At 45.5% G+C, this 13,713-nt stretch carries 14 protein-coding genes; 4 read left to right on the plus strand and 10 right to left on the minus strand.

What is annotated here, in order from left to right:
- Positions 1-24: 24 nt before the first annotated feature.
- Positions 25-924, minus strand: coding sequence for a helix-turn-helix domain-containing protein (locus AC0VYG_RS02655; protein WP_475430811.1), 900 nt, complete (start codon positions 922-924; stop codon positions 25-27).
- 345 nt (positions 925-1,269) lie between these two features.
- On the opposite strand from AC0VYG_RS02655, the gene pobA reads away from it, so the two are divergent.
- The gene (pobA, locus tag AC0VYG_RS02660; protein ID WP_475430812.1) at positions 1,270-2,466 is read left to right on the plus strand and encodes a 4-hydroxybenzoate 3-monooxygenase; all 1,197 of its coding nucleotides are present in this window, start codon (positions 1,270-1,272) and stop codon (positions 2,464-2,466) included.
- Positions 2,467-2,521: 55 nt separating this feature from the next.
- Here the strand turns inward: pobA and AC0VYG_RS02665 are convergent, their stop codons facing one another.
- The 9 genes from AC0VYG_RS02665 to AC0VYG_RS02705 all read right to left on the minus strand — a co-directional run bounded on the left by AC0VYG_RS02665 (position 2,522) and on the right by AC0VYG_RS02705 (position 9,462).
- Positions 2,522-3,511 carry an LPP20 family lipoprotein gene (locus AC0VYG_RS02665; RefSeq protein WP_475430813.1) on the minus strand — a complete coding sequence of 330 codons (990 nt, stop codon included), beginning with the start codon at positions 3,509-3,511 and terminating at the stop codon, positions 2,522-2,524.
- 77 nt (positions 3,512-3,588) lie between these two features.
- Entirely contained in the window at positions 3,589-4,185 is a 597-nt protein-coding gene (locus AC0VYG_RS02670; protein ID WP_475430814.1) for a penicillin-binding protein activator LpoB, read from the minus strand.
- A gap of 31 nt (positions 4,186-4,216) precedes the next feature.
- On the minus strand, positions 4,217-5,944 hold the full coding sequence (locus tag AC0VYG_RS02675; protein ID WP_475430815.1) for a COG3014 family protein: 1,728 nt from the start codon (positions 5,942-5,944) through the stop codon (positions 4,217-4,219).
- Complete coding sequence (locus AC0VYG_RS02680; protein ID WP_475430816.1) at positions 5,944-6,081, minus strand: hypothetical protein; 138 nt, start codon at positions 6,079-6,081, stop codon at positions 5,944-5,946. The genes AC0VYG_RS02675 and AC0VYG_RS02680 overlap by 1 nt, the downstream gene beginning before the upstream one ends.
- A 107-nt stretch (positions 6,082-6,188) precedes the next feature.
- Positions 6,189-6,665 (minus strand): protein-export chaperone SecB, encoded by a 477-nt coding sequence (gene secB / locus AC0VYG_RS02685; protein WP_475430817.1) that lies wholly within the window; start codon positions 6,663-6,665, stop codon positions 6,189-6,191.
- A 92-nt stretch (positions 6,666-6,757) separates the two neighbouring features.
- Positions 6,758-7,012 (minus strand): glutaredoxin 3, encoded by a 255-nt coding sequence (gene grxC / locus AC0VYG_RS02690; protein WP_475430818.1) that lies wholly within the window; start codon positions 7,010-7,012, stop codon positions 6,758-6,760.
- A 7-nt stretch (positions 7,013-7,019) separates the two neighbouring features.
- Positions 7,020-7,442 (minus strand): rhodanese-like domain-containing protein, encoded by a 423-nt coding sequence (locus tag AC0VYG_RS02695; RefSeq protein ID WP_475430819.1) that lies wholly within the window; start codon positions 7,440-7,442, stop codon positions 7,020-7,022.
- 201 nt (positions 7,443-7,643) lie between these two features.
- Positions 7,644-8,444, minus strand: a complete 801-nt coding sequence (locus tag AC0VYG_RS02700; protein WP_475430820.1) for a 2-oxoadipate dioxygenase/decarboxylase family protein — start codon at positions 8,442-8,444, stop codon at positions 7,644-7,646.
- A gap of 130 nt (positions 8,445-8,574) precedes the next feature.
- On the minus strand, positions 8,575-9,462 hold the full coding sequence (locus tag AC0VYG_RS02705; RefSeq protein WP_475430821.1) for a LysR family transcriptional regulator: 888 nt from the start codon (positions 9,460-9,462) through the stop codon (positions 8,575-8,577).
- A gap of 194 nt (positions 9,463-9,656) precedes the next feature.
- Here AC0VYG_RS02705 and amaB point away from each other — a divergent pair, with 194 nt between their 5' ends.
- From amaB to AC0VYG_RS02720, 3 genes are all read left to right on the plus strand, one after another.
- Complete coding sequence (gene amaB, locus AC0VYG_RS02710; protein WP_475430822.1) at positions 9,657-11,201, plus strand: L-piperidine-6-carboxylate dehydrogenase; 1,545 nt, start codon at positions 9,657-9,659, stop codon at positions 11,199-11,201.
- 108 nt (positions 11,202-11,309) lie between these two features.
- Complete coding sequence (locus AC0VYG_RS02715) at positions 11,310-12,581, plus strand: NAD(P)/FAD-dependent oxidoreductase (protein ID WP_475430823.1); 1,272 nt, start codon at positions 11,310-11,312, stop codon at positions 12,579-12,581.
- A 161-nt stretch (positions 12,582-12,742) separates the two neighbouring features.
- Entirely contained in the window at positions 12,743-13,648 is a 906-nt protein-coding gene (locus AC0VYG_RS02720; RefSeq protein WP_475430824.1) for a LysR substrate-binding domain-containing protein, read from the plus strand.
- Positions 13,649-13,713 lie beyond the last annotated feature (65 nt).

A 13,713-nucleotide genomic window follows, 5' to 3' on the forward strand; every position in this document is an offset into this window, starting at 1 on the left:
AACAGAAGAGTATGAGTGCTAAATTTAGGCCGTTGGCTGGTTAGCAAGCGCGCGGAATCGTCCTGGTGGAACGCCACAGGCTTTCTTGAAAAAGCGTGAAAAATAACCTGGATCTTTAAAGCCTAAATCATAGGCAATTTCTTCTACTGATCGAGCGGTATAAATAAGGTTACGTTTGGCTTCTAGGAGCAGACGATCACGAATTAAATCATGGACACTGTGATTTAGCATGGCTTTACTCAGTCGGTTTAAACGGCTGACAGAGGTTCCCAGCGTGGTGGCATATTCCTCACTGCTCCAGTGTTGTCTGTAGTGTTTCTCTATGAGTTCTTTTAGTTCGTGAATCTGCTGACTTTGAAGGGTGATGTCAGTGTTTAATATGCCTGAAGAAAGCTGTTGTCGACGCAATAATAACAAGATGGATTTGATCAGATATTCACTCATTAAGACACGACCTTTACGGGTTTGTTCGGACTCTTTTTCTAATTGTGAAAGTAAGGGCCATAATTCAGAAAAAGCCGACTGATAACCGTTAAAGTTGATATAGCTTGGTTGGCTTAAAAGAGGTTTAACGAAGCGCGCTGCTTTTTCTCGATAAATATCTTCTAGCATGGGCTCGGCAATAGTGATGACTCGACCGTCAGTGTCGGGCGCAAATCGAAACCCATGAACAACACCTGCGGGTACGATGATGGCCCAACTACCGACCAACTTTTGCTGTTTTTCATCCATCTGCACCAGCGCCCCACCCGCTTTCAAAATGAGCACTTGAAAGAGCTGAACATGGCGATGGGCATTGATTTTCCAGTCAAGGTTTTCACTGCGGGAGACAATGTCTTCGATATGAAAAAACTCCGGATCGTCGACCCAACTTGATTCACCATATAGGCCAAAATGAGGGATGTTATTGGTACTTTTTGCCATTTTATTCTTCTGTTATATTCGAAAGATGCAATATCCTATTGAATTTAGTGTTAGAGGAAATCACAAATCAACATGGTGGATTGAATTTAATTTTTTGTTTTTATTAGATTAATTTTATTTTTGGTGACGTTTTTATCTATATTTTAGTAAATTAAACTAAGCTATATTGAACAAAAAGTACAATTTTTTGAACAGAAATGACATAACGTTCAGCGCTCCTATCCCTCACTATGAAGACACTTTCGGGCGTTTTTTGAGCCTTTCTTAAGGTGTCGCCCTCTCAAATCAACAGTGTGTCTATGCTGGCTGTTGAACTGGAACAACAAAAACAATAGGTGAGAGAACATGAAAACAAAAGTAGCGATTATTGGTGCTGGTCCATCTGGCCTATTACTAGGACAATTACTGTCCAAACAAGGCATTGATAATGTGATTATTGAGCGTGTATCTGGTGACTATATTCTAGGTCGTATTCGTGCCGGTGTATTAGAGCAAGGCATGGTGGACTTACTGCGCGAAGCAGGCGTGGGTGAAAGAATGGACCGAGAGGGCCAAGTACATACTGGCGTCGAACTGGCATTTAACAATAAACGTGTCAAAATCGAGCTGGAAAAACTGACTGGTGGCAGTACGGTAATGGTGTATGGGCAGACAGAAGTCACCCGAGATTTAATGGACGCTCGTTCTGCGGCAGGCTTAACAACTTATTATGAATCAAGCAATGTCGAACTGCATGACGTAAAAACCGATACGCCGTATGTGACCTTCGAGCAAGGGGGTGAACGTTACCGTCTTGATTGCGATTATATTGCTGGTTGTGATGGCTTTCATGGGGTGTCTCGACCAACCATACCTGCCTCTTCTCGCAAAGAATATGAGCGTGTCTATCCATTTGGCTGGTTAGGAGTGTTGTCTGATACGCCACCGGTGAACGATGAATTAATCTATTGTAAAACCGATCGTGGCTTTGCTATGACCAGTATGCGTTCCTCCTCTCGTTCTCGTTATTATCTTCAGGTGCCTTTGACAGACAAGGTCGAAGATTGGAGTGATGAAGCATTTTGGACAGAGCTTAAAAATCGTTTACCAAATGATGTAGCGGAAAAGTTGATTACTGGACCAAGTATTGAAAAAAGCATCGCGCCATTACGTTCTTTTGTGTGTGAACCAATGCAATATGGTCATTTGTTCCTTGTGGGTGATGCCGCTCACATCGTCCCACCTACGGGGGCGAAAGGCTTAAACTTAGCCGCGTCTGATGTGGCGACACTATACAAAGTGCTGACTCGAGTATACAAAGAAGGTGATAAGGACTGTATTAGCCAATATTCCGATATTTGTCTACGTCGGGTCTGGAATGGGGAACGCTTTTCTTGGTGGATGACCAATATGCTGCATGATTTTACTGGTGAAAATGATTTAGAAACAGAGACTCACGCTAAATTTATGGAGTCTGAATTGAATTTTTATACAAATAACGAAGCCGGGCGCCGTGTGATTGCTATGCAATATGTCGGTTTGCCTTACGAAGACTTGGTGTAATCTATTATTTTCTTCTGATAAAAACCCCAATAGAAACCTGTTTTTATTGGGTTTTTTATTGTTGTCCGGTTAGCCAATGAAACATCGCTTGAATGGCTTGGTGGGACCAGTCGCCTCGGGCCTGTTGTATGGCACTGTCTTTGTCAGTTGAGATACCACGGCCGTTGGCTGTCCATGTGCCAAGTTGATTGCCTGTAGAGTCCAATAAACTTAACGTACCCTCTTCAAAGACATAAAATCGCCCGTCTTGTGTTTGACTGTGTTGGCTGGTTTGACTGGTAAGTTGAAAGGTAGAGTGCATTTTGGGCGTGAGGCCAAAGGTCGACAGCGCACTATTCAGTGCCTGTGGAAACGACGTGTTTGTGGTATCAAATCCAAATTCAGATAGTGCCTTGTTGGTTTGTGTCTCTAGCCTGGATATGGCTGGGTTTGAATGAAGAAAAGAGCCCACGTGTTGATCATAGAGGGCTAATTCATCATGTGTCGTTTTACGCTTGGCGAACAAAGGGATGAGCCGCATATAAGTACGCCAGTCCTGTTCTCTTGGTGCTGCACCAGGCTTGCTGGAGAGTTGGCTGGCTTGCTGCTGAATGGCCTCGTCAATATCCTGCATGGTGAGCTTAAGCTTTGCCACAATACGATCGCGATTAATGGATTGCAGGGCGTAGACAACATGTTTGCCAGCAAAACGGGCTTCATTGACGGTTTGCTCTAGCTCAATCGGTGGCGTTTTGACTTGAGTATAAGCGCTTTGTATACGGGTTACTTGCTCAGGTTGTCCGGTGGCGTTCGAGACTTGCGTATTTTGTGTATTGATTTGACTTACTTGGGTGCGCAGTTGTTGTGCGATCTGTGCATTACCATTTTGTTCTGCTTGGGCAAAAGACAAGGCAATATTGTCGATACGTGGGGCACTGCCCACACCGTAAAGGTGTGAGCTGTCTTGAGGGGGAGAGAGGACCCAATTGGGGAGTTTATCCGTCGCTGGTGTCACCAAGTTGGGCGTCACGGCCATGGTAGTATCGTCTTTTACGTTTGTCTCCATGCACCCGCTCAGTAACAGGGTGACGCTTGTGATAGCTAGACAATACGACCAATGCCATTTGGGTCCTGTCTTCCTCATTAGAAAAAGCCTTTTTTCGACAATTTCTTAATTTGTTTTTGACCGTTCCAGACTTCTTCGTTGGTGGTCATATTAATAAGCTTAAGGTCGACCTGATAGAATTTCACTCGCTCGTCGCCGTTGGAATCGACAATTGAGCTGATGGTGCCTGAAAGGGCAAAGTTGGCCCCTTGCTCTAAACCGAATTTCGCCGCAGTGCCGGGGGCCGCGTTAAGAGCCTGATCCTCACGTTCTTTGCGAATATCATTGCGTTCACTACCTGAGACCACAAAGTTCACGTTTCCAGCACGCAGCAGGCTGCGTTTAATGTCGTTGATAAAGGTATCCACCGGAATGTGCTCATCACTCTTATTACGAATGTCTTGGATGATAATGGTTGGCTTTCTTTTATGGGTGAAATCGTAGTTTTGGTACCAAGGGAAGCTTAACATGTCATTGATCATGGCGTCGGCGACCAGTTTTGAGTCGATATTGTTCCAACGATCAGACAGGGCGACCTCTTGATCTGGGTTGATGCGCTGAACGGTGGTCGAACAGGCCGTCAGCATCAAGGCAAAGAGTATGAGAGTAAAATGTTTCCAATGAGCCGTTTGCATTATTTAAATCCTTGTTGATAGTCTTCAATGGCTAATAAGGGTTACGCAAGTTCCACAATGTTATGTTATCGGGTTTTATCACAATTTTGTTATGTGAAAAATCTTTATTATTGATCTTATACTGGGGGGTGTAATCACCTGGATGCAACGGAATCCGCGTTAGCCGGATTTGTGCGGGTAGGGTGAGCCAGTTTCGGGTGTCCGCCGCAGAGCTACTAAAAACAGCAACTTGCCCTACTAAGCTTAGTATTAATTTTGCCGTATCGTCATTTACACTGTTGGCAATGCGAAACGCCAGCCAACTGCGTAATAATTCTCGCACCAAACTTTCATAAATGTCCCGTTGCGCATTGGATAGTAGCTCCTGCAAGGCGATATCCGATAAAGAGCTCATACGAATGCTAGTGGTCTTGATGTCTGAACCATTTAACAAGACCTGCGGGGTATGGTGGTCTAAGGTGAAACGCGGATAATAGGGCACGGTAATACGAATAAATTGCTGTGTTAATAAGGTATCCAGATGGGCTCGTTTAAGTTGTTTCCATACGACAGGGCCTAGAATGACCCGTTTGGTAAACACGCCACCAAACGCCCCCCATGGCCCTCCTGCTTTGTAATTGGCGATTAAGTTAAGCGGATTGACGTCGGCATACACCATGGTAAACCAGCGAAAGGCATCGTTTTGTTGGTTGTCACCATTGGCCAAAAATGGCGCGAGCACTAATGAGTATGCGTTGGGATCGGCGTAGAGTTGCAATGACAGCTCACTCTTGTCTGGAACAAACCCTTCGTTTTCTAAGACAATGAGTTCCCCATCGCCTTTTTGATAATCTTTAAGTGTTTTTTGCATTGTCGGCGATAATTTTTGTCGGATCAATCTATTGATGTCATCTTGGCTCCAATCTCCGCCTTTACGCATCATACGAATGGTATCTAACCAAGCGCGTTCCGCCGTAACATTAGACAGACCATATTGTTTGGCATAACCAGATTCATACAGTTTAGCGGCTTGCTGATAGCTAATTCGAGCATCGTCGTAGTCTTTGCTTTGCTCGTATTGGATCCCTTCTAGGTAGCGTGCCCATGCATCGTCTCGGTACAGATACTTGTCGTTATGTCCACGGGTATAAAAACCGCTTAACCAGTTGAGGGCTTTGAGGTAGAACGCTTGGTTTTCTTTGGCATCTAATTCTTTGTAGCTGGGTTCTTGCGCTTGTATTTCATTGAGTTTGTTATCAATGCGGCGGGCCTCGACGAGGGCGGCGTCTTGTAATTGGCGTTTTTTAATTGGCTGCGTTGCTTGTTGGGCTAAGGCCAGATAATTGAGGGATTTAAGATAGCTGATATAGACACGCTCGAAACCGTTGCCTCGGTAATCGCCTTGTCTTGGATTGCTTAACAAGGCCCAAGCACGATTTTTAAAGTTTTCTTGGAAAAAAGTATCACTGAGTATGTCTGCTTTCGCTAGCAGTTGGTTGCTACGTTTATAATCCCCTTGATTCTGGGCTAGGGCGCCCGCTTCTAAGTAGTAAAGGAGTTTATCCTGAGGTTTGTCCAGCGCGCTTTTAAATTGGCTCTCAGCGTCTTTCCAATCACCATGATGGGCAAGCGATAAACCTTTATGGACTTCTTGCTGATAGGTCGCGCAGCCCGATAATAATGTAACGATGAAGCCGATCAGCAGGTATTTAATAATGCAAATGGGGCGTGTCATGATTTGACAAGGTAATATTGTTGTCTGTTTATCCATCGACAACATTACTGCCCTGTTCCTAAAAACTTATTGGCAATCAACAGTGCCACCATCGCAATACAGCCAGCATAGAGTAAAAACCAACGCATTTTGAGGCAATAAGGGCAGGGCTTTTTCTTCTTAGGCATGCTCTTCTTAAACATAGAAATGTCAGCTCATTAGCAAGATAAAAATGTATCGACAAGAATAATACTATGCCATAAAAAAAGAGACCTTAGGTCTCTTTTTTAACAAAATACTCGATCTGCTATTACTGAGTGGTGTCTGTCTCAGCTTGTTGGCTTTGTAAGCTTTCTACGTACAACGCATCAAAGTTAATCGGCGCTAGCATGATTGCAGGGAAGCTGCCTTTTACGATGATTGAGTCAACGTGCTCGCGAGCGTATGGAAACAAGGTGGCAGGACAGAAAGAGCCAAGAGCATGATGAAGTTGCTGATCGTCTAGACCAGAAATGACAAATAAACCACCTAGCTGTACTTGAACCAAGTAAGCAGGCTCATCGCTGTTTTTAACGTTTACTGTGAGGTCTAGAACGACTTCATACACACTTTCGCCAACTTGACGGCTGCGTGTGTTGAGCTCCAATCCCACTTCTGGGTTCCACTCTTCTTGAAAGACCATTGGAGAGCGTGGAGACTCAAAAGAAATGTCTTTCAAAAAGACGCGTTGCATAGAAAGCTGTGGACCTTGCTCTTCGGTTTCGGTCGCTGCAGTGTTTTCAGCCATGGTTACTCTTTCCTTTGTAGGGTTATTATTATCGCTGCATCAGAGCAGCGCCTGCCATAGTAAGGCATGTGTATGTTAAGACGGCTCCAAGCTTATTTAGCCAGTAGAGGGTCTAACTTTTGATCACGTTCAAGGGCAAAGAGTTCATCACAGCCCCCAACGTGTAATTCATCTATCCAGATTTGTGGAACCGTATGGCGGCCACTTTTTTCCATCATTTCTTGGCGGCGCTCACGCTGACCGTCTACGTTGATTTCGTTAAAATCGACGTTTTTGCTGGTTAATAGCTGCTTTGCACGAATGCAAAAAGGGCAGTAATTGCTAGAGTAGATGGTGACATTGGCCATGGTTACCTCACTTAGTTTTTACCAGTGGTAAGTTGGATGTTTGCCATTCGGTTATACCGCCTTTCAGTTTAAAGACTTTTGCAAACCCTGCTTTATTGAGTTCTTTCGCACTTGCCGTTGAGTTCATGCCTGTCTTACACGCCACGATAATGGCCTTGTCCTTGTGTTTTTCAAGCTTGTTTAGGCTGCTTTTAATTTTGTCTGAAGGGATATTAATTGCACCAGTAATGTGTCCCGTTTTGTACTCTTTTTCTGGACGAATATCCAGAACAATGGCTTCTTCATTGTTCATCATAGTGGTCGCTGTGCTAGTAGATACGCCTTTAGGACCGCCTTTGGTTTCATTGAAGATCAAGGTAATCAAAATCACGACGAAGACCGCGACCAGTTCCCAGTGATTGGTTGCAAATGTAATAAGTTGGTTGATCATAATCTCGTAAGCCTATTTAAAAACTGCCAGCATTATACACGGCCTGTGGAATCGGTACATACTCTCTAATGATCAGTGGTAAGGAAATATGGAAGGATGTCGACCTGAGACGGGTTAAACAACCATCAATAGCAAGCCGCTTAAGGCCTGCTATTGATGGTTTTGTTATATTAATTTGCTAAAAATAACCGCTGATCAGCGTTATTTTGTGTTGGTGGAATCGAAGATTTTATCAGCATTACCTTCGATAAAGCTGTCGAACAGTGTTCCATCGGGTTGTACATGGCGACGGGCAAACTCGTAAAAACAGCTTGGAATGGTTTTTTCTTCACCGTCGGCAAAGGTGTAGCTTATTTTGTCAGCCATGGTAGAAGATTGCTCTAGAAAAAGCTCAGGAGAGCCTTTTACCAACCCTCCCACTTGATTCAATACATAACCTTCGTCTTGAAGCAGCTGATTGACTTCTTCGATGCTGGTGAAGGTGTCTAGTTTATTAATGCTTACGGTGAAATGGTTCGCTTGTAATCCCATGGTTGCTAGCCAGGCAGCGTATTCACTGTGTTCAGCAAGGGTGTTGTAGTCCTTCAGCGAGACGGTATCCCATAGGCAACCAGCCCAGAAAATTTCAGGGGTTTGTACGGCATCGTTTGGAATCTGTTTAATCAAGCCTTGGATAATGTGTTGACAGTTTTCTGGTAGCTCTTCAACCAGTAACTCAGACAAGAATATTTTAGGCAAAGAGGAATCGCTGTGTTTGTAACAACGGGCCACAAGGTGTTTGTTTTCAAAACGAAATGCACCATAGGCTTTATACCCCATGCTTTCGAGCTGTGGTTCTAGCTTTGCCAAAGCAATCGGTGAGTTTGCGAAGGTACGAAAAGCAACATGGTCATTAAGAACCTCTTCGCCATGGCTTTTAAACAAAGTTTGTATACGATCGGCTTGTGGTGTCACTTTGACATAGCTTTGCCATAGGGAGTCAAAGAACGTGGATGGCTGCATAGTAACCTCGATATTCATTGTTGTATTTACTCAACTGTACTGGATTATGAGCGGAAGATACAAAGGGTAAAAAAGCACTGGTTGATGCGTTTTGATCATGCGACAGGGGGTTCCGTATGCCAAACATCCGTTACTGTCGGTCTGTATTTAAAGAGGGAGTGAGTGTCCCATGTGTTTTCGTGCTGACTATGTTAGCTTTGGCCGATAAAATAGCTTGGATCAAATGCGCGGGAAAACTGTGTTGCTTGTGATGGGCTAACCCCACCATACGTTTTAGATTGACGTCGTTTAACGGACGAATGCATATGTCGGTTCTGCCTCGTGCTGAGTGCTCTGGGATTAAGGAAATGCCTAATCCTGCTGCTACCAAGTCTAGAGCATACTCTTCTGTTTTGACTGTCGCCCGCACGTCCATTGATAAGCCACTTTTTTGTACTAGATAATTCCATGACTCTAAGATGTCGCAAGGCGTACGCGAAATAAAGGGCTGTCGGTCTATTTGCTTGATGGATAAATTGGCGAAGTCGGATAGCCAATGATCGGTGGGCATGGCGATGACGTATTCGTCTTCCCATAAGGGGTAGAATACATCGTCATCTTGTTTGTAGCGGCTGCATGTGAAGCGTAAATCAGCACTTTCCGTGTCATCGACCAGGCTAAGTTTCAGTTCAGGCACTTCTTCTAACATGGTTTTGATGACTTTGCCTATCAAAGCACCTGATAAAAAAGGCATCAATGAAATCGATAGGTCGAGGGATTCAGCCGGTTGGGAAAATAGCTCTCGCATGGCGTTCATTTCACTGATCATCCTACAGGCATGAGGGTAGAGCTGGGTGCCACTGTCGGTTGGTGTAACGCCTTTGGAATGGCGTACAAATAAGTTGGTGCCTAGGTCGTCCTCCAGTTGCGCTAGAGTGGCAGAAATAGAGGGCTGGGCGACAAAGCAGCGTTTGGCGGCGGCGCTCAAACTACGTTCTTCAAACACCGCAATAAAATAGCGTAATGATCGGATGTCCATGTCTAACTCAGCGTCATTGATGAATAGGTTAATCAGTAATAAGAACAGTATGGCGTAGGCTATAGGTAAAAACTAGACCAGAGGCAGGAAATCAGTATTTCTCAATTCAGTCAAAGGCGGTATATGGTGATGACATTAAAGGTAACGCGGTTTGGCGTCGCCTAGCTCCTTGAATTTAACTAAAGAGGTTCCCCATGACATTAACTTGTTTAGACACACTCGGTGTCAATACGCTCAAACAGGGCGAGACGTTTTTCAGCGTATTAACGGGTAATACACAAGTATTGGGCAGTGGTAGCGCGTTTTCTGTCCATAGCCCAATTGATGGCGCGGTACTTTCTACTTTTCAAAATGCTACGCCAAGTCAGCTGGATAAGGTAAATGATGAACTAAAAGACGCCTTTAAAGCGCTGCGTCTTGTACCAGCACCGCGCCGTGGTGAATTGGTTCGTCGTATTGGTGAAGAAGCTCGTAAGTATAAACACGAACTGGCCCAGGTGATTTCCCTCGAAGCAGGTAAAATTCTTCCAGAAGCCCTTGGTGAAGTGCAAGAGTGGATTGATGTCTGTGACTTCGCGGTTGGGCAATCGCGTATGTTGCATGGTCTGTCTATCGTTTCAGAGCGTCCTGGTCACCGAATGATGGAACAATGGCAGCCATTGGGTCCGGTTGCTGTGATTACTGCGTTCAATTTCCCTATGGCGGTTTGGTCTTGGAATACCATGCTTGGTTTAGTGTGTGGAGATCCTGTCTTGCTTAAACCATCTGAAAAAGCACCTTTGTGTGCGTTGGCCATGTACCAAATAGCGCAAAATGTCATCGCCGACATGCCGGATATTCCGAAAGCATCGGTCAGTGTAATGATTGGCGATCGTGAGCTTGGTGAAGCCATTTCAGCAAGCGATACTTTCCCTCTCGTGTCTGCAACGGGGTCGACTGCCATGGGACGTGCTGTTGCCAAAACCGTCGCGGGTCGTCTGGGTCGTTCATTGCTGGAACTCGGTGGAAACAATGCCATGATTGTCTCCCAAACAGCGGATTTGGATTTGGCACTGCGTGCGATTGTGTTTTCGGCAGCCGGAACGGCAGGCCAACGTTGTACCACATTGCGTCGTTTGATTGCCCATGAATCGATTGTGGATGGCTTGGTAGAGCGTTTGACAAAATCTTACAGCTCTCTGCGCATTGGTAACCCATTATCAGATGGTAACTTGGTTGGGCCACTGATTGATGAAGGCAGCTTTGCGCGTATGCAAGCAGCTCTTGAAGCAGCAAAACAACAAGGTGGAACCATTGTTTGTGGTGGCGATCGAGTAACCGAAGGGGTTCCCGAAGGGGGATTTTATGTGCGTCCAGCGATTGTTCGTATCGCCCATGATGCGCCCATTGTACATGAAGAAACCTTTGCGCCGATTCTTTATGTATTGACCTACTCGTCATTTGACGAAGCCATTGAGATCCAAAACGAAGTACCGCAAGGTCTGTCTTCAGCGGTTTTCACTGAGAGTATGCGTGAGGCGGAATTATTTATGTCTCCAGCTGGATCCGATTGCGGCATTGCGAACGTGAATATTGGTACCTCTGGTGCAGAAATTGGCGGCGCTTTCGGTGGTGAAAAAGACACAGGTGGTGGTCGTGAGTCTGGCTCTGATGCGTGGCGAAACTATATGCGTCGCACGACGAATACCGTTAACTACGGTGGCGACTTACCTTTAGCTCAGGGAATTGTTTTTGAGTAAGGCAGATCTAACGCCTTACGATTAGCGTCTATAGCATGAAAAGCAAAGGTGAGCAGACGCTCGCCTTTGTTGTTTTTACCTTGTTCTCATTTACTTTGAGGTTTGATTATGTCTGATGCAGCATGCGATTCATTATGGCGGGCCACTGCGCCAGCAGGTCCCGAGCTCACGCCTTTAACGGGCTCACAGAGTGCGAGTGTGGTGATTGTCGGTGGCGGTTTTACAGGATTATCGGCGGCTTTGCATCTGGCTAGATTAGGAGTCAGTGTGGCGGTGGTGGAAGCACAAGAAATCGGCTTCGGTGGTTCCGGTCGTAATGTGGGTCTAGCCAATGCGGGGGTTTGGTTAGAGCCTGACCAGTTAGATCGAGCCCTTGGCCCTGAAGCGGGGAGGGTTATGTATGACGCTTTGGCTGCTGCACCAGATTATGTCTATGGCTTGATTGATGAGTATGGGATGGAGTGTGAAGCGGTACGCCATGGCACCTTGCATGCAGGAGTGGGGAAAGCCGGTCTAGCGCAACTGCAACGTCGTTACGAGCAAATGAAGAAGCGTGGTGCGCCAGTAGAGCTTTTGGGGGCTTCCGAAGCGCAATTGCGCATCGGATCGAATAAATTCAACTCGGCTTTATTTGATCCTCGTGCCGGGACCATTCAACCTCTGGCGTATGCTCGAGGGCTTGCTCATGCGGCTATTAAAGAGGGCGCAAAGCTTTATGATTACTCGCCAGTAGACAGTATTTTGCCCTGTGAAGATGGTTGGCAAGTGAAGACTAATCAAGGGGAAATTCGCGCTGAAAAAGTGATTTTGGCTACCAATGCCTACAGTGAGCATGGTGTGAGAGTACAAGCACGAAAGTTCGTCCCTATCTTTTACAGCCAACTGGCGACTAAACCGCTCAATGACGAGCAGTTGGCGAAAATTTTGCCAAATAAAGAAGGCGTTTGGGACACTTGTACCGTCATGAGTTCGTTTCGTATGGATAAGCAAGGTCGTTTGGTGTTTGGTGGAATGGGCGGTGAAGGTCGTGTGTTATCGAACTGGGCGACCCAACGAGTCACGGAAATTTTTCCTGTGTTAAATAAGGTCGAATGGGATTATTGTTGGACAGGCAAAATTGCATACAGCGAAGACCATCTTCCCCATTGCCAACAGCTTCAGCAGGGGCTATACAGTGTCGCAGGTTACAGTGGTCGTGGCATTGGACCGGGAACCGTAATGGGCAAAGAACTCGCTGAATGGTTTACTGGTCAGCGTGACACGCTCTCGGTACCCACTACCTTGTTGCGTAATATCCCTTTGCGTGAGCTGAAACGAATGTTTTATGAAGTCGGAGCTCATACTTATCACTACGGGCAAAAGGCGCATGCATTAGATTAGTGTAACGAATGGATACTTGGCACTGCCTTTTGGGGAGTGCCCTATTCATCTCAATGAATGAGTGAGCAATAATAGTGCATTCGTATCATTCAATGTTTGGGAAAGTGTATCGAATACGTTACAGTTAGCCTCTCTCATTTTAAATAAGTAATGGCTATCACATGCGGCGTTATATTCCGTCGTCAACTGCGCTCAAGTGTTTTGAAGCGTCGGTTAGACATCTTAGTTTTACTCGTGCTGCTCAAGAGCTGCATCTTACGCAGAGTGCAGTGAGTCGTCAGATTCGTAATCTGGAAGAGTTTTTGTCACGGGATTTATTTATTCGTTTGAATAAGCGGCTTGTGTTAACGAGTACTGGAGCAGCGTACTATAAGGAGGTCGTGCCGCTTTTAGATGGTATGGAAATCGCCAGCTTAAAAATGCTGCACCGAGAAGATGAAAAAACAACGCTGACTATTTCTGCTCTCCCCACCTTTGCTTCTTATTGGCTGATGCCGCGTTTGGCACGGTTTCAACAGGCACATCCAGAATTTCAAATTAAACTGCGCTCATTAGACGATGCCGCCAAGATTGATGCAGACAGCATCGACATCATTTTACATTATGGTGGCGATCATTGGCCTCGGGCGGTGTCTCATCGGCTTATTTCAGAAAAAGTGGTTGCCGTATGCTCACCTCGTCTTTTGCGTCAATTTGACGAAACCAAAGGGCTGAAAGATTGGCAGTGCCATGATGTGACTCAGTTTCCCTTGTTGCACCTGTCATCGCGAATGAATGCGTGGCCTGATTGGTTGGTGGCAAAAGGGTTGGAAAGTGGTTCATTTGCGGGCACGTCTTTTGCTCATTTTCATATGTTATTAGAAGCCACGAAAAATCACATGGGCATTGCCATTATGCCGACTATTTTGACTGAGCAAGCATTAGAGGCTAAAGAGCTTGTTGCCCCTTTTGGCGACGAAGTGAGAACGCCCAATGAGTATTTGTTATCCTATCCGGCGGACAAAGCGGATTTAGAACAAGTGGTTGCATTTCGAGATTGGTTATTAGCAAATATTGACAGCGAATAGAGAAGATTAATGGTTAGAATAGAAAGCAGAGTCTGTAACAAAATTACAGGTCTGTGATAGTATCG

The organism is Marinomonas sp. 63XJN7_7_ISO-PGPR-S23-202 (genome assembly GCF_056173505.1).

What these genes read in the sequence shown, in the direction of transcription:
- AC0VYG_RS02655 (WP_475430811.1), bottom strand. Translation starts at nt 924, where the DNA reads ATGGCAAAAAGTACCAATAACATCCCTCATTTTGGCCTATATGGTGAA.
- pobA (WP_475430812.1), top strand. Translation starts at nt 1,270, where the DNA reads ATGAAAACAAAAGTAGCGATTATTGGTGCTGGTCCATCTGGCCTATTA.
- AC0VYG_RS02665 (WP_475430813.1), bottom strand. Translation starts at nt 3,511, where the DNA reads ATGGAGACAAACGTAAAAGACGATACTACCATGGCCGTGACGCCCAAC.
- AC0VYG_RS02670 (WP_475430814.1), bottom strand. Translation starts at nt 4,185, where the DNA reads ATGCAAACGGCTCATTGGAAACATTTTACTCTCATACTCTTTGCCTTG.
- AC0VYG_RS02675 (WP_475430815.1), bottom strand. Translation starts at nt 5,944, where the DNA reads ATGTTGTCGATGGATAAACAGACAACAATATTACCTTGTCAAATCATG.
- AC0VYG_RS02680 (WP_475430816.1), bottom strand. Translation starts at nt 6,081, where the DNA reads ATGTTTAAGAAGAGCATGCCTAAGAAGAAAAAGCCCTGCCCTTATTGC.
- secB (WP_475430817.1), bottom strand. Translation starts at nt 6,665, where the DNA reads ATGGCTGAAAACACTGCAGCGACCGAAACCGAAGAGCAAGGTCCACAG.
- grxC (WP_475430818.1), bottom strand. Translation starts at nt 7,012, where the DNA reads ATGGCCAATGTCACCATCTACTCTAGCAATTACTGCCCTTTTTGCATT.
- AC0VYG_RS02695 (WP_475430819.1), bottom strand. Translation starts at nt 7,442, where the DNA reads ATGATCAACCAACTTATTACATTTGCAACCAATCACTGGGAACTGGTC.
- AC0VYG_RS02700 (WP_475430820.1), bottom strand. Translation starts at nt 8,444, where the DNA reads ATGCAGCCATCCACGTTCTTTGACTCCCTATGGCAAAGCTATGTCAAA.
- AC0VYG_RS02705 (WP_475430821.1), bottom strand. Translation starts at nt 9,462, where the DNA reads ATGGACATCCGATCATTACGCTATTTTATTGCGGTGTTTGAAGAACGT.
- amaB (WP_475430822.1), top strand. Translation starts at nt 9,657, where the DNA reads ATGACATTAACTTGTTTAGACACACTCGGTGTCAATACGCTCAAACAG.
- AC0VYG_RS02715 (WP_475430823.1), top strand. Translation starts at nt 11,310, where the DNA reads ATGTCTGATGCAGCATGCGATTCATTATGGCGGGCCACTGCGCCAGCA.
- AC0VYG_RS02720 (WP_475430824.1), top strand. Translation starts at nt 12,743, where the DNA reads ATGCGGCGTTATATTCCGTCGTCAACTGCGCTCAAGTGTTTTGAAGCG.